This window comes from Pseudomonas sp. PDM01, from assembly GCF_014852325.1.
GTDB classification, from domain to species: domain Bacteria; phylum Pseudomonadota; class Gammaproteobacteria; order Pseudomonadales; family Pseudomonadaceae; genus Aquipseudomonas; species Aquipseudomonas migulae.
On sequence record NZ_JACVBK010000012.1, the window covers coordinates 155,195 to 182,080 of the forward strand.

Consider the following 26,886-nt stretch of genomic DNA (forward strand, 5'->3'; position numbering starts at 1 on the left):
GTTTCAAGCGTCGTCGAGTTGCAATTCGTCGGGATGTGAGGCCCGATAGCCCAGGGTCTTGTCGATCCATGCGTTCACTTCGTTGACCATGACCGGCGGCTTGCCGGGATAGTGTATGAGCGTTGAACGCAAGGTGCCGTCAATCCCCGGAACCGATAGCAGGTTACGGGTCTTTATGTATTGCTCGATGAAACAGTCCAGCCGATAGTGCTCTGTCGTCGAAAGATAAACGCACTCCAGACCAACGACTTGATTGATTGCAAAATCGTCGCGCATTTAATTCTCTGCAAGGCTTGTTGTAGTTGGGATTTCCTTAGTTGTTGACTTATTGGTCAACCAGGCGATGCCAGTGGAAATGCGGCGCGCATGCTATCCGTAGTTATTCTAAATGTATGTATGACGATCAAATTGTCGGACAAGCGGTTGACGCAGCAAAGCGCCCTCTATCAGTAAGTGTTACTTGGGTGAAACAGTCTGTGTAACGTTTAAGTTATTGGTCTGCATAACTAACAGTTATTGGCTGCCGTCAGGCTGTTGGTATTGATAAATTCATGCACTCTCGTCAATCAGCGACGCGTCTTGATTCCTCACGTTGCCTACAGCCTTGCCAACCTTGTACCACTCGAAAACTTCGCTGCCTTCGCCTTGAAACAAGGCCATCTGTTCGGCGCGTTCCGGGGGCGTGGCGGGATCGAGCCATTCCCGTGCCAGTTCCGGCGACAACACCACCGGCCGCCGGTCGTGAATGTCGAGCATGCCACCGGCGCTGTCCGCGGTAATGATCACGAAACCGTTGTTGTCTCTCGGTTCCTCGCCATCTGTGGGAAACCGGCCAATCGCGGCACAGAAAATCGGATCGCGGTCCTGCCGCCGGATGAGCCATGGCTGTCTCGTTGAGTCCGGCGTATCGACCCATTCGAACCAGTTGTCGATCGGCACAATCGCGCGGTGCGGCCAGATTGCGCGGAAGAACGGACCATGGGCGACTTTCTCCACCCGTGCATTGATCGGTGCCGCACGATCCTTCGCCCAATGCGGCCGCCATCCCCAGCGCACCTTGTCGGCCTGGAGCCCATTGCTTTCCCGATGAAACAACGCGAGTTGATTCGTCGGCGCGGCGTTGTACCTGGCCAGCGGTTCATCGCCGACATGGTTGATCAGCGCGTCGGGAATACTCAGCACCGCCACGAAGTCATGAATGCCCCGGTATTGCGAGAGTCTTCCGCACATCGAAAGAAACCTCCGACTGGAACCTTCAGCTTAGACGCTTCACCTGTAGGAGCCGGCTTGCCGGCGATGGCGATCTTACGGACGCCTTCGCCGGCAAGCCTGGCTCCTACGGATCGTCAGGATGTTCGGGATCGGGGATTCACGCGAACCCTGTAGGAGCCGGCTTGCTGGCGATGGCGATCTTACGGGCGCCTTCGCCGGCAAGCCTGGCTCCTACGGATCGTCAGGATGTTCGGGATTGGGGATTCACGCGAACCCTGTAGGAGCCGGCTTGCTGGCGATGGCGATCTTACAGACGCCATCGCCGGCAAGCCTGGCTCCTACGGATCGGGGAACGCTGGGCGATTCAAATGACGTGCGCCCGTTGCAGTTCGGTCAACGACAGGGCCTTCAATTGCGCCAGCAGCGGATCGCGCCGATCACGCGGATGGGGCAGTTGCACCGCCAGTTCCTGGCGAATGCTGCTGGGGCGATTGTCCATGACCAGGACGCGGTCGCTGAGGTACAGCGCTTCATCGACATCGTGGGTCACCAGCAGCAGGGCGATGGCGTGACGCTCGGCCAGTTGCAGCAACAGGTCTTGCAGTTTCATCCGGGTGAAGGCATCCACCGCGCTGAACGGTTCGTCGAGCAACAACACATCGGGCCGTGAGTAGAGGCCGCGAGCAATGGCTACCCGCTGCGCCATGCCGCCGGAAAGCGCCTTGGGTAACGCTTGAGCGAACCCGCTGAGGCCGACTTCATCGATCAGTTGTGCGACCCAGGCCTTGTCATATCGGTTGTCGGCGCTGAAGCCGATGTTTTGCTCGACCGTCAGCCAGGGCATCAATCGAGGTTCCTGAAACACGAACGCAACCTCACCGGCGCTGCGATTCAGTTCACCCTGAAAGTCCTTTTCCAGACCGGCAACGATCCGCAACAACGTGCTTTTTCCGCACCCGCTGGGGCCCAGCAGGCTGACGGTTTCCCGGGGCTGCAATTGCAGATGGATATCCCTGAGCACGGTGGTTGTGGCGAAAGTTTTGCGCTCGACGCGAATGTCCAGCAGGTAATCGGTCATGGCTCAATCCTCTGTGCTTTGGCCGTTGAACGTGTCGCGCCACGCCAGGAAGCGTTTCTCCAGACCAGCGAGGATTCCATCGCTGAGTTTGCCCAGCAGCGCCAGCACAATGATTGCCGCGAGCACGATGTCCGGGCGGGAGGTCTCGCGACCGTCACTGAGCAGATAACCCAACCCTTTGGTCGCGGCGATCAGCTCGGCGGCCACCAGAAACATCCACGCCAGGCTCATGCCGCTGCGCAACCCGGTAAACAGGCCGGGTAGGGCGGCGGGTAGCAGAATCCGCCGGACCAGCCGTGTGCGACCGAAGCCATACATCTGCCCGACTTCCACCAGTTTGCGGTCGATGTCGCGAATCGCCGCGACGCCGTTGAGGTACACCGGGAAGAACGCGCCGATGGCAATCAGGACGATTTTCGAGGTTTCGTCGATGCCCAGCCACAGCAACAACAGGGGCACCCAGGCCAGGCTCGGAATCGAACGCAGGCCGGCGAAGGTCGGCTCAAGCCAGGCTTCGGCTTCGCGGCTCAAACCGACCCAGGCGGCAAACACCAGTGCCAGGCCGGCGCCGATGGCGAAACCGAGCAACACGCGCAACAGGCTGGTGCTGATGTGTTTCCACAGCGCGCCTTCGGCGAGGTCTCTCAAGGTCAGGGCGATTTCGCTGGGCGCCGGCATTTGGTAGGACGGCAACCAGCCGATGCGTACGACAAATTCCAGCACCAGGAGGATCAGCACCGGCAACGCCAGACCCTTGAGACGCAAACGCCAGGCATTGTTCAAGGAAAGAGCGGCACGACGTGGCGTCGGCAGTTCGAGGGGCAGGTCTTTGCTTTTGCTGGTCATGAGATTCTCCGGTCACGACGAATCCGCGACTGGCGCGGATTCGTTGTGCCCCGTTGGCGGTGATTTACTGACGGGCCACGGTTTCCTTGAAGCCGGTGTCGATCAACTGATCGATGACCTGATCGACATTCACCCCGCGACGCACCAGTTCTTCGGACACCAGAATCGGCGCGGCGGCCTTGGAGGCGATCACATCCCTGGCGGTCAGTTGCGGGCTGCTCAGGTCAGTGCGGGACAGTTGCAGCTTGGCCACTTCCAGCGGCAGACCGGATTCGGTAGCGAGCAGTTTCGCCAGTTCGTCAGGGTTTTTTACCGCCCAGTCGCGGGCCTTTTCGTACGCCTTCAGTACGGTTTCGATGGTCTGCGGGTGCTCTTTCGCATAAGTGTCAGTAACGCTGACTACGCCATAACTGTTGAAGTTGGTGTTGCGATACAACAGGCGCGAACCGGCCTGGACCTGGCTCGCGGCCATGTGCGGATCGAGGCCGGCCCAGGCGTCGACGTCACCTTTTTCCAGGGCCGTGCGGCCATCCGGGTGCTGCAAATGCACCAATTCCACATCGTCCTTGCTCAGACCGGCCTGTTGCAGGCTGCGCAGGGTGAACAGGTACGGGTCGGTGCCTTTGGTGGCGGCGATCTTCTTGCCTTTCAGGTCGGCGACGGTCTGGTAGGGCGAATCCTTGCGCACCACCAATGCGGTCCATTCGGCGCGGCTGTAGACGTAAACCGATTTGATCGGGCTGCCATTGGCGCGGCTGAGCACGGCGGCGAGGCTGGCAGAGGAGGCGAAATCAACGCCGCCGCTGTTGAGGTACTCCAGCGAGCGATTGCTGCCCTGACTCAGCACCCAACTGACTTTGGTCTGCGGCAGGGCTTTTTCCAGAAATCCAAAGTGTTTAAGCACCAGGCTCACTGGCGAGTAGTAGGCGTAATCCAGATGCACTTCGGCCGGCGGTGTTTCAGCGGCCTGCGCGACGGGTTGCAGGCTCAAGGCCAGGGCGCAGGCGCTGAGCAGATACCTGACTTTGGGAAAGCGGAAGGTGGACTTCATGGGATCGGCTCCGGACAAGGCGTTGAGTTTCTTATGTCGAAAATTCATTTTTTATAAATGATTCATGCATAAAAGGAATATTGCAGGCTCTGTGCCATGTCTTGGATATCAGGCGTTTTCAAGGCGTTGAGGCGAGGAATGAAGCAGAAGGGTGTTGCAGGGAAAACAGTCTGTCGGCTCACTGTTGCCGGGTGAACAGTGTTGACTGACAGTCATGAGCTTATGCGTAAATCGAATTTAAAAAGCGTCCTGTAAGAGCGTTATGGTCTATGCCATTCACTCTCAAGGAGCCCCCGATGAACCTGTCCAGATTCGTTCGCAGTTTGCTGACCAGTGCGTTGTTTGCTGCGCCAATGGCCTACGCCGCTGAGCCCGTTGTCCTGCATGTCGGTGATCAGAATTACTACAACGTGCGCGCTTCGGTGGAGGCTTCGGGGGTGCTGGATGGGGCGCCTTACACCGTTGACTGGAAGCATTTTCAGGCCGCTGCACCGCTGGCCGAAGCGTTGAACACCGGGGCGCTGGACGTGGGTTTTCTGGGCGATTCAGGCTTCCTGTTCCTCGCTGCAAAGCAGGCGCCGGTCAAGCTGATCGGCGTCTCGCGGCAGAACCCGGACACCATCGCCTTGCTGGTGCCCAAGGACTCGCCGGTCAAGACCATCGCCGATCTCAAGGGCAAGAAAGTTGCCTACTGGCCCGGCGCCTGGAGCCAGCAATTGACCCTGCGCGCCTTGCAACAAGCTGACCTGCCGGAGGACTACGTCGACTTCATCAAGCTGATGCCGATCGATGCCGCCGCCGCGCTGCCTCAGGGCAGCATTGATGCCTTCCCGGTCTGGGAACCCTACATTTCCCAACAGATTCTGTTCTCCGGCGCGCGACCGATTCTTACCGCCAAGAACCTCATGCCAGGCCTCAGCGCCATCGCCGCTTCGACGCCGTCAATCGACAGCAAGCGGGAAGCCATCGCCGACTTCCTGGTTCGCCTGAAAAAGGCACGGGCCTGGGTCGACAATCACACCGACGAATATGCCGATCTGTGGGCGAAGAAGGCCAATCTTGACCAGAACGTCTCGCGTCACTGGTTACGCCAGGCTCACATGACTGTCGGCCCGGTGGATGCACAGGCTGCTAAGGACCTGCAAAGCACGGCGGATTTTCTGTTCAAGGTCAAAGCACTGCCGACAGCGCTGGCGACCGCGCCGATTATCGACAACTCGTTCGAGCAGGCGTTTACCCAGTAATCGACAATGCCGGGCAGCACCGGAACCAAACACTGTGTACCCTGATCCAAACCGCGCCCGCACAACTGTGCGGGCTTAACGGTCCGGCTCAAGGCACAACATGAAACAGCTGTTCAAGATTCTCAGCGCACTCGCCATTGCCGTCGGGCTGGTGGGTTGCATCGCTGCTCCCATCGAAATGACACCGCAAACCGAACAGCGTCTGCACGCGCAAGCACCGATCCGGTTTCTGCTGACGTTCGACGACGGCCCCAGCGCGTCGAGTTTCTGGAACCCGACGATGACCATCCTCGACAGTCTCGCCACCAACCCGGTGCAGCCGAACCTCAAAGCGGTGTTCTTTGTGCAGACCGGCGCGCCACGGGCGGGCGACAGCGACATCGGCCGTGAGGTCATGCGCCGCGAGCATGCCGATGGGCAGATTCTCGGTTTCCATACGGCCACCCACTGGCACACCAATCACCGTTCTCTGAGCCCGGAAGAACTGGAACAGTCATTGACCAAAGGCAGTGCCGACATCGCTGCCATCACCGGTGCGCCGCCGACCCTGGTGCGGCCGCCGTTCTGGAACTACGACAAACGGGTTTTCGCCGCTTATCAAAAGCACGGCATGCACGTGTTGCTGACCGACCTGAGCGCCAACGACGGCAAGATCTGGGGTTTCAACGCCAGCCCCCGACGCCGGTCCAGCATGTTGCGGCAGATGTCAGAGGTGCGTGAGCGCATCGCAATGGGTGAGTTGCCGACGGTGGATGGGGTGATCCCGGTGGTGGTGACCTTCCACGACCTCAATCGCTACACCGCCCGACATGCCCGCGAATACCTGCAAATCCTTCTCGACAGTGCGCAGGCGACCGGCGTGAAAACGGCGCAGAAGCCGTTTTACGATGATCAGGCTGAACTGCAACGGGCGGCCATGGCGCGCACCGTTCGCGACAGTGCGCAACCGGTGAAATTGCCGGGGGTCTGGAACTGGATCTGGGGAGCGGATGCGCAGTGATCAAAACGCAAGACTCACGGGCCCTTCGCCGGCAAGCCGGCTCCTGCAGATGATCGCTGTCGTTCACATGTGCACGATTCAGTTCATAAACAACGGCAAATAACCAAGCTCTACCAGTTTGGTATCAATATCCCCAACCTGTCCGAAGTGGTCGAGGTTTTGCTCATTCATGACTTCAGGACAGCTGACGATAATGGTCCCCCTGTCGGGCACGGGAACCAGTTTGTGTGCCTGAGGGAAGTCTTCCTGTTTCAACGGTTGCGGGCAAAAGCCAATCCATCCAATTGTCTGTCGGTCCTTGAAAACACGACCTTTTCTGAAATAGTTGGCCGGTACCACGGTGACCCAGTCAATTTCTGGCCAGATATTCACGGCCAGATTGATAATTTTTGTGAATGTCTCTTCCGGGTGCGCAAGCTTCATCAACAAAGCACCAGCGTCCTCGAAGGACATGGCTGACACTGAATCGAGGTTGTGCGCGCTGTAATGAAAGGCGACTCCGCCCTCAAGCGGATCCTGGATGGCATTCCAGACCGAAAATTCGGTCAGGTCGGGAAGGTCAGGATCATGAGCGCGCTTAACTTTGTCGATCAGCGCTTGAGTGTTGTTACTGACGTTAGTTGAAAGCGAGTCTTTCAGGCTTTTCCCTTGCAAATACCAGTTGGCCAGAAGCGGACTGATTGCACCCACCTGACGCAAAAACTCGGCAGCTTTTTCGACCTGCGTTTCAAGCGTAAGTGAGGTAATGGCCTGCTTGTTGAACCTGAAGGTAAAAATGAAGCTTTTGAAATTTGTCATGCTGACACCTTGAATGCTTTGCTCTTAACCGGCACCTAAAGTTTTCCGAATTGAGACACAAATAACATTTGTCCCAAGTATTCGCCCGAGCAGGCTTGGTAGGCCCATCTATTCTCAAAGGGTCAATCCGATCAACCGCCACCCGAGACACCCTTTATGGTTTCAGTTCCAGAACTTTGCCGCATTGTGGAGTCCGGTTTTCAACCGCTTTCCTGCGCCTGCACGGTGAATCCTGACGGGTCGCTACGGATCAAGGTTTTCGAGCGCTCCACCGGCAGGATTGATCTGCTGATCACCGGCGTGTCACCCGCGCAACTGAGCAGCGCTCGTGCTATTTCAAACCTGATTGGCGAATTTCACACCGAAATGCGCGCCGGTCGCCGCGCGTTTGCCGGCTGAGGAATAACCGCAAAACCTGTAGGAGTCCGGCTTGCCGGCGATGGCAATCTCACGGGCGCCATCGCCGGCAAGCCGGGCTCCTACAGGTTTTGCGTAACCCCTCAATCCCGAACACATCCACGATCTGTAGGAGCCGGCTTGCTGGCGAAGGCGATCTCACGGACGCCATCGCCGGCAAGCCGGGCTCCTACAGGTTATGCGTAAACCCTCAATCCCGAACACCTCCACGATCTGTAGGAGCCGGCTTGCCGGCGATGGCGATCTCACGGACGCCATCGCCAGCAAGCCGGGCTCCTACAGGTTTTGCGTGAACCCTCAATCCCGAACACCCCCACAATCTGTAGGAGCCGGCTTGCTGGCGATAGCGATCTCACGGACGCCATCGCCAGTAAGCCGGGCTCCTACAGGTTTTGCGTAAATCCTCAATCTCGAACACACCCACGATCTGTAGGAGCCGGCTTGCCGGCGATGGCGATCTCGCGGGCGCCATCGCCAGCAAGCCGGGCTCCTACAGGTTTTGCGTAAATCCTCAATCTCGAACACACCCACGATCTGTAGGAGCCGGCTTGCCGGCGATGGCGATCTCGCGGGCACCATCGCCAGCAAGCCGGGCTCCTACAAAGCGTTCAGCTGTTGCGGCGATAACTCATCAATCATCCGCAAGCAATGATTCAACCCTGGCGACACGTCGCCCACGCGTCGGCTGAGGATGATCGGCGAGGTCGCATTGTCTTCCAGCAGCGGCGTGAAGCCGATGTCGTCGCGGTGCAGCAATTGCACCGAGGCCGGCACCAGGGTGACGCCGATTCCTGCGCCCACCAGGCCGATGGCGGTTTGCAGTTCGTTGGTCCACTGCGCCACGTGAATGCTGACGCCATAGGACTCGAACAGCCCGATCACATGGTCGGCGTAGCTGGGGCGCGGGTTGCCGGGGTACAGCACGAAAGGTTCCTTCGCCAGTTCGCGCAGGCTGATCGGCCCGGCCAGTAGCGGATGACCGGCGGGCAGGGCGGCGACCAGCCTGTCTTCGGTCAACACCGTCTGGATGATGGCCGGGTCGTCGATGCGGATGCGGCCGAAACCGATATCGATCCGCCCGGCCTTGAGCGCCTGCACCTGTTGCAGCGTGGTCATTTCCGAGAGCCCCAGTTCCAGCTCCAGAGGCTCGCCGCTGCGCAAGCGGCGAATCAGTTCCGGCAGCACGCCATAGAGTGTCGACGGCGCAAAACCAATCCCCAGCCAGGTTTTTTCTCCCAGGCCGATGCGTCGCGTGTTGTCGCAGACCTTGCCCAGTTGCTCCAGCAGGGCAGTGCTGTGTTCATGGAAAAACCGCCCGGCGTCGGTCAGCTTCAGCGGCCGCCCGCGATCCAGCAGCAACACCCCGAGTTCATCCTCCAGTTGCTGAATCTGTCGGCTCAGTGGCGGTTGGGCAATGTGCAGCAATTCGGCGGCGCGGGTGAAGTTGAGGGTTTGAGCCAACACCTGAAAATACCGCAGGTGACGCAGTTCCATGAGGCCTCCGCAAAGCAGTTTGCATACCTTAAAGGTATCAAGTCAGACCAATTCTATATTGGCTTCCCGAAAAAAGCCGTACCAGAATCGGTTCCAGAACTTTAAGAACCTGACGGGTATCGACATGCTTGCAACTGCCATTGAATCGATCGAGACGATCATCGTCGATCTGCCGACCATCCGCCCGCACAAGCTGGCGATGCACACCATGCAGAACCAGACGCTGGTGATCATTCGCGTGCGCTGCGCCGATGGCATTGAAGGCATTGGCGAATCCACCACCATCGGTGGCCTGGCGTATGGCAATGAAAGCCCGGACAGCATCAAGACCAACATCGACCGGCACTTCGCGCCGCTGCTGCTGGGTCAGGACAGCGCCAACGTCAACGCTGCGATGTTGCGCCTGGAGCGCAGCATCCGTGGCAACACCTTCGCCAAGTCAGGTATCGAAACCGCGTTGCTTGATGCCCAGGGCAAACGCCTAGGCCTGCCGGTCAGCGAACTGCTGGGCGGCCGCGTTCGGGATGCGCTGCCAGTGGCCTGGACCTTGGCCAGCGGCGACACCGACAAGGACATCGCCGAAGCGGAAAAAATGCTCGACCTGCGCCGCCATCGCATCTTCAAACTGAAAATCGGTGCCGGCGAAGTCAATCGCGATCTGGCCCACGTCATCGCGATCAAGAAAGCCCTTGGCGATCGCGCCAGCGTGCGGGTCGATGTCAATCAGGCCTGGGATGAGGCCGTCGCGTTGCGCGCCTGCCGGATTCTCGGCAGCAACGGCATCGACCTGATCGAGCAGCCGATCTCGCGCAATAACCGCTCGGGCATGGCGCGCCTGAACGCCATCAGCCCGGCGCCGATCATGGCCGATGAATCCATCGAGTGTGTGGAAGATGCGTTCAACCTTGCCCGTGAAGGTGCGGCTTCGGTGTTCGCCCTGAAGATCGCCAAGAACGGCGGCCCACGCGCCGTGCTGCGGACCGCCGCGATTGCCGAAGCGGCGGGCATCGGCCTGTACGGCGGCACCATGCTTGAAGGTGGTCTGGGCACCATGGCGTCGGCCCATGCCTTCGTCACGTTGAACAAACTGGCGTGGGACACCGAGCTGTTCGGCCCGCTGCTGTTGACCGAAGACATTCTCAGCGAGCCGCTGGTCTATCGCGATTTCGAGCTGCACGTGCCGAAAACCCCTGGGCTGGGCCTGAACCTCGATGAAGAACGCCTGGCGTTTTTCCGTCGCGACAAGACATCCACTGCCATTCATCAAGCCTGAGGAGAGCATTATGCTGTTCCACGTAAAGATGACCGTGAATTTACCGGTCGACATGAACCCCGAACGCGCCGCGCAGCTCAAGGCCGACGAAAAAGCCCTGGCCCAGCGTCTGCAGGATCAAGGCAAGTGGCGTCACCTGTGGCGCATTGCCGGGCTCTATGCCAATTACAGCGTGTTCGATGTCGACAGCGTTCAAGAGCTGCACGACTTGCTCATGCAATTGCCGCTGTACCCGTACATGGCGATCGAAGTCACCGCGATGTGCCGGCATCCTTCTTCCATCCGCGAGGATGACCGCTGAACCTGGCCTGTTCAGTTCGCCACGCTAATAATTACAAGATGAGGAACCCATAAAATGAACGTAAAAATTTCCCACACTGCCAAAGCCCAGAAGTTTCTCGAAGAGGCCAGCGGCCTGCACAACGATGCCGGCAATCCGCGCACCAAAGCGCTGATCTACCGCATCCTGCGTGATTCGGTGAACATCATCGAAGACCTCGCCGTGACCCCGGAAGAGTTCTGGAAAGCCGTCAACTACCTCAACGTGCTGGGTGCGCGCCAGGAGGCTGGACTGGTGGTGGCCGGGTTGGGCCTGGAACACTACCTCGACCTGCTGATGGACGCCGAAGACGAACAGGCCGGCAAGGCTGGCGGCACGCCGCGCACCATCGAAGGCCCGCTGTACGTGGCCGGTGCACCGTTGTCCCAAGGTGAAGCGCGTCTGGATGATGGCGTCGATCCGGGTGTGACGCTGTTCATGCAGGGCCGTGTGTTCAACACCGCCGGCGAACCGTTGGCCGGTGCGATTGTGGATGTCTGGCACGCCAATACCGGCGGCACTTATTCGTACTTCGATACCACGCAATCCGAATTCAACCTGCGTCGGCGCATCGTCACCGACGCCGAAGGTCGCTACCGCTTCCGCAGCATCGTGCCGTCGGGTTACGGCTGCCCGCCGGACGGTCCGACTCAGCAACTGCTCGATCAACTGGGCCGTCACGGCCAGCGTCCGGCGCACGTGCACTTCTTCATCTCGGCGCCGGATCATCGTCACCTGACCACCCAGATCAACCTCGACGGCGATCAATACCTGCACGACGATTTTGCCTATGCCACCCGTGACGAGCTGATCGCGAAAATCACCTTTAGCGATGATCAACAACGCGCAGCGGCGCATGGCGTCAGCGGTCGTTTTGCCGAGATCGAATTCGATTTCACCTTGCAGTCGTCCGCCCAGCCGCAAGAGCAGCAGCGTCACGAGCGGGTTCGCGCGCTGGAGGACTGATTCCAGCTTGGCGATGACTGACACACCGCTTTCGCGAGCAGGCTCGCTCCCACATTCGACCGTGTTTCTTCAGTGGGACTACGGCCAAAATGTGGGGGCGGGCTTGCTCGCGAAGGGGCCCGGACATTCCACATGTCGATCAACTGACACACCGCCGCAAGCACTGCCTTAGAATGACCCGTCGCACCCCATAAAAACAACGAGAGTGACCCGATGATGCAAGCGCAACTGTTGAGTCAGCGCAGCTCCGTATTCGACCATGCCGACCCGTACGCGGTGTCGGGCTATGTCAATCAGCATGTCGGTAATCATTGCATCCTGATGCCGCGCGCCGGGCAACCCCTGGCCAGTCTCAATCATCGCAAGTTTGCCAGCCTCGACCTGTGCCGCATCAGCTATGGCGGCAGCGTGCGGGTCACCTCGGGCGCACTGGAAAGCATCTATCACCTGCAAGTGTTGCTGCGTGGCAACTGCCTGTGGCGCGGGCACGGTCAGGAACATTACTTCGCGCCCGGCGAGTTGCTGCTGATCAATCCCGACGATCCGGTGGACCTGACGTACTCTGACGATTGCGAAAAATTCATCCTCAAAGTTCCCACGACGTTGCTTGAGTCCGTGTGCGACGAGCAGCGCTGGCGCTATCCGGGGCAGGGCGTGCGGTTTCTGGAGAACCGTTACCAGCTCAATGAACTGGAAGGGTTTGTCGGTCTGCTGGCGATGATTTGCCAGGAGGCCGAGGCCACCGAGCAGATTCCCAAGGTGCAGGAGCATTACGCACAGATTATCGTCAGCAAGATGCTCAGCCTGATGCAGACCAACGTCAGCCGCATCAACCTCGGCTCACAGACGGCCACGTTCGAGGTGATTGCCGACTACATTGCACGCCACCTCAAGCAGGACATCGACAGTGAAGAACTGGCGCGTCAGGCACGGATGAGCCTGCGTTCACTGTATGGCTTGTTCGAGCGCAACGCCGGCACCACGCCGAAAAACTACATCCGGCAGAAACGTCTGGAGCGTATCAATGCCTGTTTGAGCGACCCGACCTGTAATGTGCGTAACGTTACGGAAGTGGCGATGGATTATGGGTTTTTGCATTTGGGGCGATTCTCCGACAACTACCGCAAACAGTTCGGCGAGTTACCGTCGGACACCCTCAAACGCCGCGAGTGATCGCAGGTACACCACGAACTGTAGGAGCCGGCTTGCTGGCGATTCAAACGACGCGGTCTATCTGACACGCCGCATCGCCTGAATCGCCAGCAAGCCGGCTCCTACAGAATGGTGGTGTGTCTGGCACACCGCGTTGCGTCGATCGCCGGCAAGCCGGCTCCTACATCGGTCTTTGCACTAAACGGATAAAGGTCTGCACCCAGCGGATAGTCCACCCCATTGCCCCGTCCTAGCATGAGCCTTGCCTGAACAATAACAATGGAGGCGGCGGCCATGACCCTGCGACCCGAATATCTTCAATCCCTGCTTGAGGACGATCCAGAACAAGGCATCTACCGCTGCAAGCGCGAGATGTTCACCGACCCACGGCTGTTCGACCTTGAGATGGAACACATCTTCGAAGGCAACTGGCTGTACCTGGCGCACGAAAGCCAGATCCCCAACAAAAACGATTTCTACACCACCACCATGGGGCGCCAGTCGATCTTCATCGCGCGCAACAAGGACGGTGAGCTCAATGCCTTCATCAACGCCTGCAGTCACCGTGGCGCGATGCTTTGCCGACACAAGTCCGGCAACAAAAGCTCGTACACCTGCCCGTTCCATGGCTGGACCTTCAACAACTCCGGCAAACTGCTGAAGGTCAAAGACCCGGCAGCGGCCGGCTACCCGTCGAGCTTCAACTGCGAAGGCTCCCACGACCTGACCAAAGTCGCCCGTTTCGAATCCTATCGCGGCTTCCTGTTCGGCAGCCTCAAGGCTGATGTGGTGCCGCTGGTTGAGCATTTGGGCGAGTCGGCGAAGATCATCGACATGATCGTCGACCAGTCCGCCGACGGCCTGGAAGTGCTGCGCGGTTCGTCCAGCTACATCTACGAAGGCAACTGGAAACTCACCGCCGAAAACGGCGCCGACGGTTACCACGTCAGCTCGGTGCACTGGAACTATGCCGCCACCCAGAACCAGCGCAAACAGCGCGAGGCCGGCGACACCAACCCGACCATGAGCGCCGGCAGCTGGGCCAAGCAGGGCGGTGGTTTCTACTCGTTCGACAAAGGCCACATGCTGCTCTGGACCCGTTGGGCCAACCCGGAGGACCGTCCGCTGTACGAACGTCGCGATGAGCTGGCCAAGGACTTCGGCAAGGCCCGCGCCGACTGGATGATCGAAAACTCGCGCAACCTGTGCCTGTACCCGAACGTGTACCTGATGGACCAGTTCAGCTCGCAGATCCGCATCGCCCGGCCGATCTCGGTCAACCGCACGGAAATCACCATTTACTGCATCGCCCCCAAAGGCGAAAGCGATCACGCCCGTTCGAGCCGGATTCGTCAGTACGAGGATTTCTTCAACGTCAGCGGCATGGCCACCCCGGACGATCTGGAAGAGTTTCGCTCCTGCCAGACCGGTTACCAGGGCAGCGTGACCGCCTGGAACGACATGTCCCGTGGCGCCGAGCACTGGGTCGAAGGCGCCGATGACGCGGCGAAGGAAATTGACCTGCATCCGTTGCTCAGCGGTGTGCGCACCGAGGACGAAGGCCTGTTCGTGTTGCAGCACAAGTATTGGCAGCAAACCATGCTCAAGGCCCTGGCTGCCGAGCAATCGAAGCTGATTGCCGTGGAGACCGTGTAATGACCATCACCTATGAAACCGTGCGCGACTTCCTCTACCGCGAAGCGCGTTACCTCGATGATCGGCTATGGGACGAATGGCTGGAGTTGTACGCCACGGATGCGACGTTCTGGATGCCGTCCTGGGACGACAACGACGAACTGACCGAAGACCCGCAACGGGAAATCTCGCTGATCTGGTACGGCAACCGCACGGGTCTGGAAGACCGCATCTTCCGTATCAAGACCGAGCGTTCCAGCGCCACCGTGCCGGACACCCGCACCTCGCACAACATCAGCAACATCGAGCTGCTGGAACAGGCGGACGGCCTGTGCAAGGTGCGCTTCAACTGGCACACCTTGAGCTTTCGCTACAAGACCGTCGACAGCTATTTCGGCAGCAGTTTCTACACCCTCGATATGCGCGGTGAAAACCCGCTGATCAAGGCCAAGAAAGTGATCCTGAAGAACGACTACGTTCGCCAGGTCATCGATGTTTACCACCTGTGAGGCGGCCGTCATGACTCATTCCATCGCATTCAATTTTGAAGACGGCGTCACCCGTTTCATCGACGCCAATGCCGGCGAAACCGTGGCCGACGCCGCGTACCGCCAAGGCATCAACATTCCGCTGGATTGCCGCGACGGCGCCTGTGGCACGTGCAAGTGTTTCGCCGAGGTTGGCAGTTACGACCTGGGCGAGGAATACATCGAGGACGCGCTCACGGCGGAGGAAGCCGAACAGGGTTTTGTCCTGACCTGCCAGATGCGCGCCCAGAGCGATTGCGTGGTGCGGGTGCCGGCCTCCTCGGAAGTCTGCCGCACCCAGCAGGCCAGTTTTGAAGCGACTATCAGCGCCGTGCGCCAGCTGTCCGACAGCACCATCGCGTTGTCGATCAAGGGCGATGCACTGAGCAAACTGGCGTTCCTGCCGGGGCAGTACGTGAACCTCGGGGTTCCCGGCAGCGAGCAGACCCGCGCTTATTCGTTCAGCTCGTTGCAGCGCGACGGCGAGGTCAGTTTCCTGATTCGCAATGTGCCTGGCGGTTTGATGAGCAGCTTCCTCACCGGCATGGCCAAGGCCGGCGACAGCATGAGCCTGGCCGGGCCGCTGGGCAGTTTTTATCTGCGCGACATCCGTCGGCCGTTGTTGCTGCTGGCCGGTGGTACGGGGCTTGCGCCATTCACCGCGATGCTGGAAAAAATCGCCGAGCAGGGCAGTGAACATCCGCTGCATTTGATCTACGGCGTGACCAACGATTTCGACCTGGTGGAAATGGATCGGCTGGAAGCCTTCGCCGCGCGAATCCCGAATTTCAGCTTCAGCGCCTGCGTGGCCAGCCCTGATAGCCAGCACCCGCTCAAAGGCTACGTGACCCAGCACATCGAGCCCAAACACTTGAACGAGGGCGACGTCGATGTCTACCTGTGCGGCCCGCCGCCGATGGTCGAGGCAGTCAGCCAGTACATTCGCGAGCAAGGCATTGCGCCGGTGAATTTCTACTACGAAAAATTCGCTGCCAGCGCGGCATAACCCTGTGTGACCACGTCCCCCTGTAGGAGCTGGCTTGCCAGCGATGGACGTTAACGATAACGCGTTTTTACAGGATTAATGCGGTGCCTGTGCGTCCATCGCTGGCAAGCCAGCTCCTACAGGTCGAGAGCGATTTTCGATTCGAGGTAGGTATGAACAGATTTCACGAAAAAGTCGCGTTGATCACCGGTGCCGCCCAAGGCATCGGTCGGCGTGTTGCCGAACGCATGGCGGCGGAAGGGGCGCGCTTGATTCTGGTTGACCGCTCCGAGCTGGTGTTTGAAGTGCAGCAGCAATTGGGGAAGGACAGCCAAGTGCTCGCGCTGACTGCCGATCTTGAGCAATACGGCGAATGCAACCGTGTGATGCAAACTGCCGTCGAGCGCTTCGGTCGTCTCGACATCCTCATCAACAATGTCGGCGGGACGATCTGGGCCAAACCGTTCGAACACTACGAAGCCGACCAGATCGAGGCCGAAGTCCGCCGCTCGCTGTTCCCGACGTTATGGTGCTGCCATGCCGCGCTGCCGTTCATGCTGGAGCAGGGCAGCGGCGCAATCGTCAACGTCTCGTCCATCGCCACGCGCAGCGTCAACCGTGTGCCGTACGGTGCGGCGAAGGGCGGGGTGAATGCGCTGACCGCGTGCCTGGCGTTCGAAACCGCCGGTCGTGGCGTGCGGGTCAATGCCACGGCGCCCGGTGGCACTGAAGCGCCGCCGCGGGTGATTCCGCGCAACAGCGCCGAACAGAGCGCCGAAGAAAAAGTGTGGTACCAGCAGATCGTCGATCAGACGCTCGACAGCAGTTTGATGAAACGCTATGGCACGCTGGATGAGCAGGCAGGCGCTATTCTGTTTCTGGCCAGCGACGAAGCGTCCTATATCACCGGCATGATCATGCCGGTGGGCGGCGGCGACCAGGGCTGACAGCGTTCGCCAACAACCCCATCAAACGGAGTCAACGTGATGAGTGAAAAACCCACGATCGTGCTGGTCCATGGTTTTTGGGGCGGTGCCGCCCACTGGAACAAGGTTATCGCCGAACTGTTGAACAAGGGCTACACCCGCATCCGCGCGGTCGAGATGCCGCTCACGTCGTTGGCCGATGATGCCGAGCGCACGCGCAAAATGGTCGCGCAAGTGGCGGGGCCGGTGTTGTTGGTGGGGCATTCCTATGGCGGCGCGGTCATCACCGAGGCCGGCGATCAAGCGAATGTCGTGGGTCTGGTGTACATCGCCGCGTTCGCGCCGGATGCGGGTGAAAGTCCCGGCGCCATCACTCAACGGCATCCGCCCGTTGCCGCAGCGAACCTGGCGCCCGACAGTGATGGTTATTTGTGGGTCAGACCGGAGCGTTACCACGAAAGCTTCTGCCAGGACCTGCCCGCAGCCGAAGGACTGGTCATGGGCATCACCCAAAAAGCCCCCTTGGCCGGCACGTTTGGCGATGCGATCACTACGGTGGCGTGGAAGAGCAAACCGTCGTGGTATCAGGTGTCGACCGACGACCGGATGATCGCGCCGCAAAACCAGCAGTGGATGGCGGGGCGGTTGAACGCCAAAGAGATCCTGACGTTGCACGCCAGCCACGCGTCCCTTGCCTCAATGCCGGTCGAAGTGGCGGCGTTTATCGACAAGGCGGCAACGGCAGTGGCCAAGGCCTGACCCACCTTACAGGCGACGCTGAAACGCTCTGACGATTCGCAGCGTGGCGTCGCTGGTTTTCAGGTTCTGCACGGCGTCCAGCGGATACCACAGGCAGTCGAAGATTTCATTTTGCGGTCGGGCCTTGGACGAGTTGAGCACCGACGCCTCGTAAACGTGGTGTCGGGTGCCGCCCGTTTCCAGTTGCATCAGGTACAGCATGTCGTCGACCCCAAGCCCGGTCTCTTCCTGAAGTTCACGCATGGCGGCGCCTGCCGCAGTTTCTCCGGGCTCGACCTTTCCGCCGGGCAACGTCCAGCGACACCTTGGCTTGCGCACAAGGAGAACGTGCCGGTCCTGCTCACAAATGACGGTTGCGCGTACTTTCATGTGTTACCTGAGTGCTTGCTGTCATAAATCAGTAATAAAAATGCAATATTCAGGCCGCCCAAGGCTGCACGGGCCTCTTGGCTGGTTAGAGGTCTCACAGGGGCTGAAAGTGCAACCGAATGGCGGAATCCTGTCGCGACGTCTGGTCGGCACCTCGGCAAAGGGCGGGTGTAAGGTAGGCAGGTCAATCCTGGACATCAGTACCGAAAATGGAGGTGACTTATGAGCGTTCCGATGCTGAATAAGATGCACATGAACGGTTATGACGTACTTAGCGTGAGCAATGGCCCATGGCGGGTGTGCACCCAAGGTGACCAACTGGGCGCTTTTGCCAGCCGGGAAGAGGCACTGGCCTTTGCCGCGGCACTTCCCGGTTACAAATCCCGGGCCAAAAGGCCGGCGAGCAACCAGACGACGGTCAAGTAAAACGCTTCTAGCCCCGGTTTTTTCCGGGGCTTTTCATTTTGGCTCAGTAACCGCCGCCACCGCCGCCGGTGCTATGGGAAGACTCCCTGGCTTTTGTTTGCAGGCGGCTCCATTCCGCACAGGTGATGAAGCTCGTGTGGTCGACCTTGCCCCGGTTATCGAAACTGACGTTGTACGCTTGTTGATGGCCGGCTTTCGTCAGCTTGTAGTCATAGCAAGTGCCAGGCACCGCCGTGCGTTCGGTGATGGTGTGAGGCGGCCCGCCGATTTGCTCGACCTGATCCTTGCTCATGCCAGTCTCGACTTTGGCGACCAACGGGAGGTCGCCATAGAGGCGTGATTCAGTGCTGCAGCCCGCCAGCGCTGCCAGTACGACAACCAGCGCGAATAAAGGCTTGTTCATGGCCGCGCTCCTGTTCAGTGAGCTTTGTTGCGACTGATGGCCTTGGCTTTCACTTCTTCGGCATAGCCTGCCAATCGCTGTTCGTCGCCCTGAAACAGGTCGCACAGCCTCAGCACCGCCTGCGCATCGACATCATTGCCAGACAGCTTTAACTGATCTGCCAAGCGTAGAAGCTCCACCGCCGACCATCTCAGGTCCGATGCAACGCTTTGCAGGTCACGTCGAAGTTCGTTTTCAGATTCGTTGAGCCACATGACGATCTCCAGAAAACCTCTGCTACGAAATTTTAGTCCCATTTCCCTCGACAGGGCGTTTTGTTCGTCCGAACTGCCAATGCTGCCTTTGGTCGGGAAGATGCACGCCAGCGAAAAGATTTGCTGTCGTATTGAAGTGGCGAATTTCCGCCGGGGCGAGGCAATTTCAAATGACGACGACCGATGACTTCAGGGTTCACGCGCATGAGCTGATGGTCGATCTGGACGCGGCGACCACGGAGATGATGAAGCTGATTTCTGCTCATCAACTCAGCGGCCCGGAGTGGGAGCGGGTCACTCAATGGCAGCACGAAGCGTATGAACGATGGATGACTTTCCTGAACGAGCGGCCCGCTGCGCATCCCGGCCAGAGCACCGAAAAACGCTGAGAAAGGCTCAATGAATGGATGTCTGCAAGACGACGCGCTACATTTCCTTTTTTTTGAATAGGGGGGCGTCATGCGGACGTTGATTGCGGGAGTCGTGGTGGCGTTACTGGCGGGGTGCTCCTTGCCTGCGTCGCTGGTGCCGGGTGAGCCGAATGTCAGCAAATACAGTGAGAAGGCGCCGAAAGAGTATGCCGCCTGCGTATTGCCGGCGTGGCAGAAAGAGATTTCCAATACGACTCAAACGCCGATTTCCAATGGCTACCGGATCAAGGCGCCGAGCATCATCACGGCCGACGAAATTCTGGATATCGTGAAATCGAAAGACGGCAGCCGGGTTTCGCTGTATCAAGGGCCGCCATGGGCCAAGTCAGGCGCACTGCGTCAGGCGGTTCGGGACTGTTTGTAGGACTTGGCCGCGAGTTATAGCGGTGTTTGATAGATAGCCATCGCCGGCAAGCCGGCTCCTACAGGGGATTACGGTGCCTTTGTAGGAGCCGGCTTGCCGGCGAAGGCGTCAAATGTTGGTAACCACAATGGTCTGCTCGTCAGCGGCCGGGGCAGCGCTTTTCTTGTCCCGGCGATCACTCATCCAGGTATCAACCTGAGCACTGAACTCCGAGGGCGCCTTTCGTCCGACTTTCCTGGCGAGATCCAGGATGGTCTGCTGGGCGAGGGCCTCTTCCATGCGTTTCTGCGCCGTCATCATGACCGCATGGACCGAGCAATGGCCTGACACCGCCCAATCCGGGGCGGAACCTTCGAACAGGGCGCAACGCCCGCGAATTTCCCGGCAATCGAAAATCAGCTTTTGGCCGTCGATGGCATTGACGATATCGAGCACGCTGATTTCGTCGGAGGGCCGGGCCAGTTTGAACCCGCCGCGCACGCCTTCAGTGGCGACCACCAGTTTTGCCTTGGCCAGTTTGGTGAAAATTTTCGCCAGATAGTCCAGTGGCACGCCTTGCAGCTCTGCGAGGTCACGCACGCTTGCCTCACGGGTGTCGCCGCAATTGCCCACCAGGAAAATCAGGCAATGAATGCCGTACTCAACGCCAGCACTGTAAAGAGACATTTGGATCTCCGACTAATCTTGTCGCAAATGTTAGCAGCTGAAGGTTAGGCAGGCAACGAATCCCGTCGGCGCATCTCTCTGTGCATTACCCCTTGTGCGTGGGTAAAGGCTCTCTCGGTCGAGCCATCGAACCTTTCGATGGCAACCATCAGAAAAAACCGATTGCGTTAATTAACTAGGATCAATACAGTCGTAGTTGTTCGGTCGGCACTGGCAAGCGCACGACCTCTACGAATTCATTGATCGGCCTTCTCACGGAGTTAAAGATGAAACAGCACATTCTGGTAATCGGCGCAGGTTTCGGTGGCATGTGGACGGCTTTGAGCGCCACACGCCTGTTCGACATTCATGGTCATAACGACGTAGAAGTCACCGTCCTGGCCCCGCAGGCCGAGCTGCGCGTGCGTCCGCGGTTCTATGAGCCGAACGCGCACCAACTGGCCGCGCCGATTGGCGAGCTGTTCGATGCGGTGGGCGTGAAGTTCATCAAGGGCGCTGCAGAAACCATCGACGTCGGGCAAAAACGCGTGGGTTATGTCGACGCCTCGGGTGCGAAACAGGTGTGCAGCTACGACAAACTCGTTCTGGCTACCGGCAGCCGTCTGGCGATTCCGGCGACCGCCGGCGTGGCTGAACACGCGTTCGATGTCGACCAGATCGAAGAGGCCGTGCGCCTGGAAAACCATCTGAAATCCCTGGCCAGCCTGCCGGAAAGCAAAGCCCGCAACACCGTGGTGGTGGCCGGCGGCGGCTTCACCGGGATTGAAACGGCGACCGAGATGACCGCACGTCTGCGTGCCATTTTGGGCGATCAGGCCGACGTCGAGGTGATCATCGTCGATCGCGGCGAGAAAATTGGCGGGGCGATGGGGGCTGAAATCGCCAGGTCGATCGAAGAGGCCAGTATTGAAACCGGCGTGAAATGGCACTTGAAGGCTTCGGTACTTTCCGTCGATGCCAACGGTGTCACTTTGAGCGACGGCCAGCGTATCGAGGCCAAAACCGTGGTCTGGACCACCGGCGTGCGCGCCAGTTCGCTGACCGAGCAGATCCCTGCCGAACGCGATCACCTGGGCCGCCTGCACGTGGACAGCCACCTGAAAGTCATCGGTCAGGACGATATCTTTGCCACCGGCGATGTGGCTTATGCCGCGTCCGACGACATCGGCAACTACGCCTTGATGACCTGCCAACACGCCATCGTATTGGGGCGTCACGCCGGCAATAACGTTGCCGCGCAGATCCTGGGCGTGGACCCGACGCCGTACAGCCAACCCAAATACGTCACCTGCCTGGACCTGGGTGCCTGGGGCGCGGTGTACACCGAGGGCTGGGACCGTCAGGTCAAACTGGTGAAACAGGAAGGCAAGAACCTGAAGACGCAGATCAACACCGTGTGGATCTACCCGCCGGCAGCTGATCGTGCAACCGCATGGGCCGCAGCAGATCCGCTGATCCCGATCGCTTGAGTCGCTGAACGGAAATCACCTGAATCCCTGTAGGAGCGAGCTTGCTCGCGATGGAGTGTCAGCCACATTGGGTTGACTGACACACCATCGCGAGCAGGCTCGCTCCTACAGGTTCTTGCGTTCGTGAAATAACGTGTGTATTTTTTCATGAAATTTAAATAATAAAATTTCATGAGGCTCGCATGTTCCAGCAATCCACCCGCCATGTCGCCAGTTACTACGCTCACACTTGCGCAGATCGCTTGGTGGAACGTGCGGCGTTGGAGGGCGAGCACGACACCGACGTGTTGATCATCGGCGCCGGCTTCAGTGGTTTGCACACGGCATTGCGACTGGCCCTGGCGGGCAAGCGCGTGACGCTGCTGGAAGCCAGTCGAGTGGCTTGGGCAGCGTCGGGGCGTAATGGCGGCCAGGCCATTCTCGGTTGGTCATGCGATATGCCGCCGCTGGAGGCCGCGCTGGGTTATGAGCGCGCACGGCGCTTGTGGGACGGCATGCGCTGGGCTGCGCAGGAACTGCGCGCGCTGCCCGACCGGCATGAATTCGATTGTGATTATCGGCCCGGCCACCTCTGGACATCGGTGATGCCGCGCCGGGTGAGCCTGCTGACCGAGTGGCAACACGAGGCGAGCCACAAATGGGGTCACGATGGATTGCAATTCATTCCCCGTGAGCAGTTGCCGCAATGGGTCGCCAGCGAGCGCTACCAGGCGGGCCTGTTTGATCCTGAAGGCGGACACCTGAACCCGTTGAAACTGGCACTTGGCCTGGCGGCGGCCATTGAGCGCGCCGGTGGTCGTATTCATGAACAAAGCAAGGCGCTGAATTACCGCGAGGAGGGTGGCCGGTACGTGGTCACCACTGAGCGCGGACGCATCCGGGCCGATGTGCTGGTGCTGGCGTGCAACGCCTATCTGGACCGGCTCGATCCGCAGCTATCAAGTTGTGTGTTGCCGGTCGGCACCTATCAGGTGGCCACCGCGCCGCTCTCGCAAGCACAGGCGACCGCGCTCCTGCCGAGCAATGTCTGCGTCACCGACAATCAGTTCGTTCTCGATTATTTCCGTCGTACACCGGATAACCGCTTGCTGTTCGGCGGCGGTTGCACCTACCTGGGCGGCATGCCGAAGGACATCGCTGCCGCGACCCGGCCGTTCCTGCAACGGGTATTTCCTCAGCTCCAGGGCGTCGACCTGGAATTCGCCTGGGGCGGGCATATCGACCTTACGCTTAAACGCACGCCTGACATTGGCCGACGCGGCGATCTCTATTGGCTGCAGGGTTATTCGGGCCACGGTGTGCTGCCGACCCTGGCCGGGGCTCGCGCCGTGTCCGACGCGATACTCGGTCAGGCAGACGAGCTGGGCTTGTATCAGGGCCTGGTCAACGGCAGCTTCCCCGGCGGCAAATACATGGCCGCGCCCCTGGAAGCCATCGGCAAGGCCTGGTATCGGTTGCGCGACAGCCTTTGAAACGCACATTTTCTGGAAGCTTTCAGATGGACATGCAAGAAGAGATTTCGGCGCTGGCGATCCTGATTCAGGACCTGCGCAAACACAAGAAATACACGCTCAAGGAACTGGCGGACAAGATCGGTCGTTCCGTCGGTTTTCTTTCGCAAGTCGAGCGTGGATTGTCACGTCCGACCGTGGCGGACTTGACCGCGATCAGCGAAACCCTCGGCGTGCCGACCACCTATTTCTACAGCCTGCCCAAACCCATGGCCTTGCCGTGGGTGACCCGGCCGGACGAGCGCCGCACGCTGTATTACGCCGACGGCATCACCGACATTCTGGTCTCGCCGAAAATGCGCGCCACGTTCTCGATGCTCGAAAGCCGTCTCGAACCCGGCGCCAGCAGTGGTGACCGGCACATGGATGACAGCTCGGAGCAGGGCGGTTACGTGCTCGAAGGGCAACTGACACTTTGGCTGGATGACAATCAACCGGTCACTCTGGGGGCCGGGGACAGCTTTCAGCTCGCCAGCCATACCCATTGCCGCTACGGCAATCTCACCGATCAGCTCACCCGGGTGCTCTGGGTTTACACCTGATAAAAACAACAAGGAACAACATGATGGATGCTGTCTGCTCTGATCTGGTTGCTGAAGTGCGCGCATTTCGGCAGCGCTTTCCGGATGTGCGCTACGTCGACCTGATTTCCCTGGACATCCCGGGGCATTTCTACGGCAAGCGCTATCCGATCGAGATGCTCGAAAAGGTCGCCGCCGGCAGCGCGCTCAAGCTGCCGCAGAATTGTGTATTGCTCGGCACTCAAGGCGGGCTGTTCAAAATCGGCGACTACTGTTTCAACGACGGCGACCCGGATGCGCCCCGTCGGTTGGTGCCGGGTACGCTGAAAATCGTCGACTGGGAAAAACAGCCGCTGGGGCAGATGTTGATCACCTCCAGCGGCACTGAAAAACCGATCGTCTTCGAGCCACGGGAAGTGCTGGCGCAAGTGCTGGAACGCCTCGCTGGCAAAGGGATTTTCCCGGTGGTGGCTTTCGAACTGGAGTTCTACCTGTTCGATCGCCAGTTGCGTGACGGCTTGCCGCAGTTTGCGCGTGATCCGCTGACCGACGATGCGGACGATCAGCCGAACATGCACATCGAGCGGCTGTCGCGGTTTGCGCCGGTGCTCGATGAAATGGTCGAGACGGCGCGGGCGCAAGGCATCGACACCACGGTGATTACTGCCGAGCTGGGCCCGGGTCAGTTCGAGATCAACTTCGGCCACCTGGATGACGGTCTGCGGGCTGCCGACTGGGCGGCGCTGTTTTGCCGCAGCACCCGTGGCGTGGCGCTCAAGCACAACTACCGCGCCAGTTTCATGGCCAAGCCTTACTTGCAACATCCCGGCAGCGGCATGCATGTTCATGTGAGCCTGTACGACGAGGCGGGCAATAACCTTTTAGCGGCCAATGACCAACAGCCGCTGCGCCATGCCGTGGCTGGTTGCCTTGAACTGTTGCCGCATTGCATGCCGATCTTCGCGCCAAACCACAATGCGCTGCGTCGCTTGAGCGGCACCGTGAATGTCGCGACGCGTGCCAGTTGGGGCTTCGAAGATCGGGACGCCTGCCTGCGGGTTCCTGAGTCGGACGCGAGGAATCTGCGCATCGAACATCGCCTCGCCGGTGCCGATGCCAACCCGTATCTGGTGTTGGCGGCGATTCTGGTGGGGTTGGAACAAGGACTTGAAACCGGTCGTCAACCGATAGCACCGTTGAATGAAGATCGCAGCAGTGGCATCAACTTCCCGCTGGAGATGCTGGAGGCCGTTCAATCCATGCAACACAACGCGCAGTTGCGTGAAGGGTTGGGTGCGGAGTTTGTAAATGTCTACTGCGAAAACAAGCGTCAGGACCATTTGGCATTTATGCAGGACATCAATGCGCGTGAATATCGCTGGTACTTGTAGTTGACCGCTTTTCGTCACTCGACCTTAAAAAAAGTGTGGATATTTAAGGACTTGGAAAGATTAGTAACCGGATGGTGAGTCAAAATATCTTGTTACACGGTGAAATATTCCGTAATATCCGCACCGCGTTCACCACCACGGTTTATGCATTTTTAAATCCCAGGCGTCCATCAGCTGCCTGGGATTTTTTTTTGCCTGAAATAAGCTGTGCTTCAAAAATTATTCGTTCAGTTAGAACGATTATTTCTTTCGGTTATTTAAATAGACCTCTTCTGCATATCCATAACCGTGAAATCCGCGTTGTGGATCGGGTTGTGTCTGCAATCAAATCCGAATGGCGGTCATGGCAGAAATAGACGTTCGATCCACCTCGTTAAAGCTGCCCCAGCATCAAATTCCGCTGTTCGATGGTCATCTTGTTGCCCCCGGTCCAATCCTTAGAATCGGCGCCATCAGCTTCGTCCAACTATTCAAACCTTTGGGGAACAACACCATGATGAACGCCATGCAGATGCAAATGCCGATGAACGCCAACATGCCGATGATGCCGATGATGGGCATGCCGATGATGATGGCGACCATGACGTGCGAAATGATGGACGACGGCATGATGTGCAAAATGATGCCGGCCGCTGGCATGGACATGGCGATGTTCAAGAACAGCGCAGAAATGATGCAGATGATGATGAACTGCGGCATGCCGATGATGATGCACTGCGGCAACATGAGCATGATGTGCATGTCCCAGGCGGCCATGGCCATGCCGATGATGAACATGATGATGCCAATGCCGATGATGGGCATGCCGATGCCGTCGATGAAGTGCGTGATGGAATGCACCATGATGGCTGACGGCATGATGTGCAAAATCATGCCGATGGCGGGCATGAACATGGACATGATGAAAAACTGCTGCACCCTAATGATGAAAATGATGAACGATTGCAGCATGCCGATGATGATGAGCTGCAATGGCATGCCGATGATGTGCTGCACCTGCTGATCCTGAGCGACAGCCATTAAAAAGCCCGGCCAATGCAGATTGGCCGGGCTTTTTTATGCCCTGTTTTTGTAGGAGCCAGGCTTGCCGGCGAAGGCGTACTTGAGGGCGCCATCGCCGGCAAGCCGGCTCCTACAATGTTTGCGTCGTTCGATGAGTTGGAGTTGACCACCCACCCTGTAGGAGCCAGGCTTGCCGGCGAATGCGTACTTGAGATCGCCATCGCCAGCAAGCCGGCTCCTACAGTTTGATGTCGTCTGAAAAACTGGTGGTATCCACGACCCTGTAGGAGCCAGGCTTGCCGGCGAAGGCGTATTTGAGATCGCCATCGCCGGCAAGCCGGCTCCTACAGTTTGATGTCGTCCGAAAAAATAGCGGTAACCACGACCCTGTAGGAGC

At 59.0% G+C, this 26,886-nt stretch carries 31 protein-coding genes; 20 read left to right on the forward strand and 11 right to left on the reverse strand.

Annotation, left to right across the window (positions count from 1 at the left end; genetic code table 11):
* Positions 1 to 3: 3 nt before the first annotated feature.
* The 5 genes from IB246_RS26500 to IB246_RS26520 all read right to left on the reverse strand — a co-directional run bounded on the left by IB246_RS26500 (position 4) and on the right by IB246_RS26520 (position 4,187).
* Positions 4 to 276 carry a hypothetical protein gene (locus tag IB246_RS26500; RefSeq protein ID WP_008043235.1) on the reverse strand — a complete coding sequence of 91 codons (273 nt, stop codon included), beginning with the start codon at positions 274 to 276 and terminating at the stop codon, positions 4 to 6.
* 273 nt (positions 277 to 549) lie between these two features.
* A complete protein-coding gene (locus IB246_RS26505) occupies positions 550 to 1,230 on the reverse strand; it encodes an SOS response-associated peptidase (protein WP_008043236.1) in 681 nt (226 codons plus the stop codon).
* A 346-nt stretch (positions 1,231 to 1,576) separates the two neighbouring features.
* Positions 1,577 to 2,290: an ABC transporter ATP-binding protein gene (locus IB246_RS26510; RefSeq protein ID WP_008043237.1), complete on the reverse strand. Its 714-nt coding sequence runs from the start codon at positions 2,288 to 2,290 to the stop codon at positions 1,577 to 1,579.
* A 3-nt stretch (positions 2,291 to 2,293) separates the two neighbouring features.
* Positions 2,294 to 3,136 (reverse strand): ABC transporter permease, encoded by an 843-nt coding sequence (locus IB246_RS26515; RefSeq protein ID WP_008043238.1) that lies wholly within the window; start codon positions 3,134 to 3,136, stop codon positions 2,294 to 2,296.
* A gap of 64 nt (positions 3,137 to 3,200) precedes the next feature.
* A complete protein-coding gene (locus IB246_RS26520; protein ID WP_008043239.1) occupies positions 3,201 to 4,187 on the reverse strand; it encodes an aliphatic sulfonate ABC transporter substrate-binding protein in 987 nt (328 codons plus the stop codon).
* Positions 4,188 to 4,540: 353 nt separating this feature from the next.
* Between IB246_RS26520 and IB246_RS26525 the strand changes: the two genes are divergently transcribed.
* A complete protein-coding gene (locus IB246_RS26525; protein WP_404943260.1) occupies positions 4,541 to 5,431 on the forward strand; it encodes an ABC transporter substrate-binding protein in 891 nt (296 codons plus the stop codon).
* Between the two features lie 100 nt (positions 5,432 to 5,531).
* The gene (locus IB246_RS26530) at positions 5,532 to 6,431 is read left to right on the forward strand and encodes a polysaccharide deacetylase family protein (RefSeq protein WP_008043241.1); all 900 of its coding nucleotides are present in this window, start codon (positions 5,532 to 5,534) and stop codon (positions 6,429 to 6,431) included.
* Positions 6,432 to 6,509: 78 nt separating this feature from the next.
* Here the strand turns inward: IB246_RS26530 and IB246_RS26535 are convergent, their stop codons facing one another.
* Positions 6,510 to 7,229 carry an Imm52 family immunity protein gene (locus IB246_RS26535; protein WP_008043243.1) on the reverse strand — a complete coding sequence of 240 codons (720 nt, stop codon included), beginning with the start codon at positions 7,227 to 7,229 and terminating at the stop codon, positions 6,510 to 6,512.
* A 156-nt stretch (positions 7,230 to 7,385) separates the two neighbouring features.
* On the opposite strand from IB246_RS26535, the gene IB246_RS26540 reads away from it, so the two are divergent.
* Complete coding sequence (locus IB246_RS26540) at positions 7,386 to 7,628, forward strand: DUF1652 domain-containing protein (RefSeq protein WP_008043245.1); 243 nt, start codon at positions 7,386 to 7,388, stop codon at positions 7,626 to 7,628.
* A gap of 615 nt (positions 7,629 to 8,243) precedes the next feature.
* Here the strand turns inward: IB246_RS26540 and IB246_RS26545 are convergent.
* Positions 8,244 to 9,140: a LysR family transcriptional regulator gene (locus tag IB246_RS26545; protein WP_008029078.1), complete on the reverse strand. Its 897-nt coding sequence runs from the start codon at positions 9,138 to 9,140 to the stop codon at positions 8,244 to 8,246.
* A 124-nt stretch (positions 9,141 to 9,264) separates the two neighbouring features.
* Here IB246_RS26545 and IB246_RS26550 point away from each other — a divergent pair, with 124 nt between their 5' ends.
* From IB246_RS26550 to IB246_RS26590, 9 genes are all read left to right on the forward strand, one after another.
* On the forward strand, positions 9,265 to 10,413 hold the full coding sequence (locus tag IB246_RS26550; RefSeq protein ID WP_008029080.1) for a muconate cycloisomerase family protein: 1,149 nt from the start codon (positions 9,265 to 9,267) through the stop codon (positions 10,411 to 10,413).
* A gap of 10 nt (positions 10,414 to 10,423) precedes the next feature.
* The gene (gene catC / locus IB246_RS26555; protein ID WP_008029082.1) at positions 10,424 to 10,714 is read left to right on the forward strand and encodes a muconolactone Delta-isomerase; all 291 of its coding nucleotides are present in this window, start codon (positions 10,424 to 10,426) and stop codon (positions 10,712 to 10,714) included.
* 54 nt (positions 10,715 to 10,768) lie between these two features.
* The gene (catA, locus tag IB246_RS26560; protein ID WP_008029084.1) at positions 10,769 to 11,698 is read left to right on the forward strand and encodes a catechol 1,2-dioxygenase; all 930 of its coding nucleotides are present in this window, start codon (positions 10,769 to 10,771) and stop codon (positions 11,696 to 11,698) included.
* 213 nt (positions 11,699 to 11,911) lie between these two features.
* Positions 11,912 to 12,871: an AraC family transcriptional regulator gene (locus IB246_RS26565; protein WP_008044866.1), complete on the forward strand. Its 960-nt coding sequence runs from the start codon at positions 11,912 to 11,914 to the stop codon at positions 12,869 to 12,871.
* Between the two features lie 273 nt (positions 12,872 to 13,144).
* Complete coding sequence (gene benA / locus IB246_RS26570; RefSeq protein WP_008044860.1) at positions 13,145 to 14,506, forward strand: benzoate 1,2-dioxygenase large subunit; 1,362 nt, start codon at positions 13,145 to 13,147, stop codon at positions 14,504 to 14,506.
* Positions 14,506 to 14,994 carry a benzoate 1,2-dioxygenase small subunit gene (gene benB, locus IB246_RS26575; RefSeq protein WP_008044859.1) on the forward strand — a complete coding sequence of 163 codons (489 nt, stop codon included), beginning with the start codon at positions 14,506 to 14,508 and terminating at the stop codon, positions 14,992 to 14,994. Before benA ends, benB begins: the two co-directional genes overlap by 1 nt.
* A gap of 10 nt (positions 14,995 to 15,004) precedes the next feature.
* A complete protein-coding gene (gene benC / locus IB246_RS26580) occupies positions 15,005 to 16,018 on the forward strand; it encodes a benzoate 1,2-dioxygenase electron transfer component BenC (RefSeq protein ID WP_192230210.1) in 1,014 nt (337 codons plus the stop codon).
* 152 nt (positions 16,019 to 16,170) lie between these two features.
* Positions 16,171 to 16,944: a 1,6-dihydroxycyclohexa-2,4-diene-1-carboxylate dehydrogenase gene (locus IB246_RS26585; RefSeq protein ID WP_008044857.1), complete on the forward strand. Its 774-nt coding sequence runs from the start codon at positions 16,171 to 16,173 to the stop codon at positions 16,942 to 16,944.
* Positions 16,945 to 16,983: 39 nt separating this feature from the next.
* Positions 16,984 to 17,682, forward strand: a complete 699-nt coding sequence (locus IB246_RS26590; protein ID WP_008044856.1) for an alpha/beta hydrolase — start codon at positions 16,984 to 16,986, stop codon at positions 17,680 to 17,682.
* Positions 17,683 to 17,688: 6 nt separating this feature from the next.
* Here the strand turns inward: IB246_RS26590 and IB246_RS26595 are convergent, their stop codons facing one another.
* A complete protein-coding gene (locus IB246_RS26595; RefSeq protein ID WP_032832890.1) occupies positions 17,689 to 18,051 on the reverse strand; it encodes an NUDIX hydrolase in 363 nt (120 codons plus the stop codon).
* A 222-nt stretch (positions 18,052 to 18,273) separates the two neighbouring features.
* On the opposite strand from IB246_RS26595, the gene IB246_RS26600 reads away from it, so the two are divergent.
* A complete protein-coding gene (locus IB246_RS26600; protein ID WP_008029102.1) occupies positions 18,274 to 18,477 on the forward strand; it encodes a hypothetical protein in 204 nt (67 codons plus the stop codon).
* A gap of 43 nt (positions 18,478 to 18,520) precedes the next feature.
* On the opposite strand, the gene osmE is transcribed toward IB246_RS26600, so the two are convergent.
* Together osmE and IB246_RS26610 are read right to left on the reverse strand one after the other, a co-directional pair.
* The gene (osmE, locus tag IB246_RS26605; protein ID WP_008044854.1) at positions 18,521 to 18,880 is read right to left on the reverse strand and encodes an osmotically-inducible lipoprotein OsmE; all 360 of its coding nucleotides are present in this window, start codon (positions 18,878 to 18,880) and stop codon (positions 18,521 to 18,523) included.
* A gap of 14 nt (positions 18,881 to 18,894) precedes the next feature.
* On the reverse strand, positions 18,895 to 19,134 hold the full coding sequence (locus tag IB246_RS26610) for a hypothetical protein (protein ID WP_008029106.1): 240 nt from the start codon (positions 19,132 to 19,134) through the stop codon (positions 18,895 to 18,897).
* Between the two features lie 170 nt (positions 19,135 to 19,304).
* Here IB246_RS26610 and IB246_RS26615 point away from each other — a divergent pair, with 170 nt between their 5' ends.
* Positions 19,305 to 19,523 (forward strand): hypothetical protein, encoded by a 219-nt coding sequence (locus tag IB246_RS26615; protein ID WP_008044853.1) that lies wholly within the window; start codon positions 19,305 to 19,307, stop codon positions 19,521 to 19,523.
* A gap of 70 nt (positions 19,524 to 19,593) precedes the next feature.
* Positions 19,594 to 19,929 carry a hypothetical protein gene (locus IB246_RS26620; protein WP_008044852.1) on the forward strand — a complete coding sequence of 112 codons (336 nt, stop codon included), beginning with the start codon at positions 19,594 to 19,596 and terminating at the stop codon, positions 19,927 to 19,929.
* 108 nt (positions 19,930 to 20,037) lie between these two features.
* Here IB246_RS26620 and IB246_RS26625 read toward each other — a convergent pair whose 3' ends face one another.
* On the reverse strand, positions 20,038 to 20,595 hold the full coding sequence (locus IB246_RS26625) for an RrF2 family transcriptional regulator (RefSeq protein ID WP_008044851.1): 558 nt from the start codon (positions 20,593 to 20,595) through the stop codon (positions 20,038 to 20,040).
* Positions 20,596 to 20,861: 266 nt separating this feature from the next.
* Here IB246_RS26625 and IB246_RS26630 point away from each other — a divergent pair, with 266 nt between their 5' ends.
* From IB246_RS26630 to IB246_RS26650, 5 genes are all read left to right on the forward strand, one after another.
* The gene (locus tag IB246_RS26630) at positions 20,862 to 22,064 is read left to right on the forward strand and encodes an NAD(P)/FAD-dependent oxidoreductase (RefSeq protein WP_008044849.1); all 1,203 of its coding nucleotides are present in this window, start codon (positions 20,862 to 20,864) and stop codon (positions 22,062 to 22,064) included.
* A gap of 182 nt (positions 22,065 to 22,246) precedes the next feature.
* The gene (locus tag IB246_RS26635) at positions 22,247 to 23,536 is read left to right on the forward strand and encodes an NAD(P)/FAD-dependent oxidoreductase (protein WP_008044848.1); all 1,290 of its coding nucleotides are present in this window, start codon (positions 22,247 to 22,249) and stop codon (positions 23,534 to 23,536) included.
* Positions 23,537 to 23,562: 26 nt separating this feature from the next.
* A complete protein-coding gene (locus IB246_RS26640) occupies positions 23,563 to 24,117 on the forward strand; it encodes a helix-turn-helix domain-containing protein (protein ID WP_008044846.1) in 555 nt (184 codons plus the stop codon).
* A 23-nt stretch (positions 24,118 to 24,140) separates the two neighbouring features.
* Positions 24,141 to 25,487 (forward strand): glutamine synthetase family protein, encoded by a 1,347-nt coding sequence (locus IB246_RS26645; protein ID WP_032828749.1) that lies wholly within the window; start codon positions 24,141 to 24,143, stop codon positions 25,485 to 25,487.
* A gap of 493 nt (positions 25,488 to 25,980) precedes the next feature.
* Positions 25,981 to 26,490, forward strand: coding sequence for a hypothetical protein (locus tag IB246_RS26650; RefSeq protein ID WP_081500240.1), 510 nt, complete (start codon positions 25,981 to 25,983; stop codon positions 26,488 to 26,490).
* The last annotated feature ends 396 nt before the right edge of the window (positions 26,491 to 26,886 follow it).

Bases quoted from the DNA above. Each gene is read 5' to 3' on its own strand.
- IB246_RS26600 (WP_008029102.1), top strand. From the start codon at position 18,274: ATGAGCGTTCCGATGCTGAATAAGATGCACATGAACGGTTATGACGTA.
- IB246_RS26625 (WP_008044851.1), bottom strand. From the start codon at position 20,595: ATGTCTCTTTACAGTGCTGGCGTTGAGTACGGCATTCATTGCCTGATT.
- IB246_RS26510 (WP_008043237.1), bottom strand. From the start codon at position 2,290: ATGACCGATTACCTGCTGGACATTCGCGTCGAGCGCAAAACTTTCGCC.
- catC (WP_008029082.1), top strand. From the start codon at position 10,424: ATGCTGTTCCACGTAAAGATGACCGTGAATTTACCGGTCGACATGAAC.
- osmE (WP_008044854.1), bottom strand. From the start codon at position 18,880: ATGAACAAGCCTTTATTCGCGCTGGTTGTCGTACTGGCAGCGCTGGCG.
- IB246_RS26505 (WP_008043236.1), bottom strand. From the start codon at position 1,230: ATGTGCGGAAGACTCTCGCAATACCGGGGCATTCATGACTTCGTGGCG.
- IB246_RS26595 (WP_032832890.1), bottom strand. From the start codon at position 18,051: ATGAAAGTACGCGCAACCGTCATTTGTGAGCAGGACCGGCACGTTCTC.
- IB246_RS26615 (WP_008044853.1), top strand. From the start codon at position 19,305: ATGACGACGACCGATGACTTCAGGGTTCACGCGCATGAGCTGATGGTC.
- IB246_RS26540 (WP_008043245.1), top strand. From the start codon at position 7,386: ATGGTTTCAGTTCCAGAACTTTGCCGCATTGTGGAGTCCGGTTTTCAA.
- benA (WP_008044860.1), top strand. From the start codon at position 13,145: ATGACCCTGCGACCCGAATATCTTCAATCCCTGCTTGAGGACGATCCA.
- benC (WP_192230210.1), top strand. From the start codon at position 15,005: ATGACTCATTCCATCGCATTCAATTTTGAAGACGGCGTCACCCGTTTC.
- catA (WP_008029084.1), top strand. From the start codon at position 10,769: ATGAACGTAAAAATTTCCCACACTGCCAAAGCCCAGAAGTTTCTCGAA.
- IB246_RS26565 (WP_008044866.1), top strand. From the start codon at position 11,912: ATGATGCAAGCGCAACTGTTGAGTCAGCGCAGCTCCGTATTCGACCAT.
- IB246_RS26535 (WP_008043243.1), bottom strand. From the start codon at position 7,229: ATGACAAATTTCAAAAGCTTCATTTTTACCTTCAGGTTCAACAAGCAG.
- IB246_RS26620 (WP_008044852.1), top strand. From the start codon at position 19,594: ATGCGGACGTTGATTGCGGGAGTCGTGGTGGCGTTACTGGCGGGGTGC.
- IB246_RS26520 (WP_008043239.1), bottom strand. From the start codon at position 4,187: ATGAAGTCCACCTTCCGCTTTCCCAAAGTCAGGTATCTGCTCAGCGCC.
- benB (WP_008044859.1), top strand. From the start codon at position 14,506: ATGACCATCACCTATGAAACCGTGCGCGACTTCCTCTACCGCGAAGCG.
- IB246_RS26585 (WP_008044857.1), top strand. From the start codon at position 16,171: ATGAACAGATTTCACGAAAAAGTCGCGTTGATCACCGGTGCCGCCCAA.
- IB246_RS26640 (WP_008044846.1), top strand. From the start codon at position 23,563: ATGGACATGCAAGAAGAGATTTCGGCGCTGGCGATCCTGATTCAGGAC.
- IB246_RS26515 (WP_008043238.1), bottom strand. From the start codon at position 3,136: ATGACCAGCAAAAGCAAAGACCTGCCCCTCGAACTGCCGACGCCACGT.
- IB246_RS26610 (WP_008029106.1), bottom strand. From the start codon at position 19,134: ATGTGGCTCAACGAATCTGAAAACGAACTTCGACGTGACCTGCAAAGC.
- IB246_RS26590 (WP_008044856.1), top strand. From the start codon at position 16,984: ATGAGTGAAAAACCCACGATCGTGCTGGTCCATGGTTTTTGGGGCGGT.
- IB246_RS26635 (WP_008044848.1), top strand. From the start codon at position 22,247: ATGTTCCAGCAATCCACCCGCCATGTCGCCAGTTACTACGCTCACACT.
- IB246_RS26500 (WP_008043235.1), bottom strand. From the start codon at position 276: ATGCGCGACGATTTTGCAATCAATCAAGTCGTTGGTCTGGAGTGCGTT.
- IB246_RS26530 (WP_008043241.1), top strand. From the start codon at position 5,532: ATGAAACAGCTGTTCAAGATTCTCAGCGCACTCGCCATTGCCGTCGGG.
- IB246_RS26645 (WP_032828749.1), top strand. From the start codon at position 24,141: ATGGATGCTGTCTGCTCTGATCTGGTTGCTGAAGTGCGCGCATTTCGG.
- IB246_RS26630 (WP_008044849.1), top strand. From the start codon at position 20,862: ATGAAACAGCACATTCTGGTAATCGGCGCAGGTTTCGGTGGCATGTGG.
- IB246_RS26545 (WP_008029078.1), bottom strand. From the start codon at position 9,140: ATGGAACTGCGTCACCTGCGGTATTTTCAGGTGTTGGCTCAAACCCTC.
- IB246_RS26525 (WP_404943260.1), top strand. From the start codon at position 4,541: ATGGCCTACGCCGCTGAGCCCGTTGTCCTGCATGTCGGTGATCAGAAT.
- IB246_RS26550 (WP_008029080.1), top strand. From the start codon at position 9,265: ATGCTTGCAACTGCCATTGAATCGATCGAGACGATCATCGTCGATCTG.
- IB246_RS26650 (WP_081500240.1), top strand. From the start codon at position 25,981: ATGATGAACGCCATGCAGATGCAAATGCCGATGAACGCCAACATGCCG.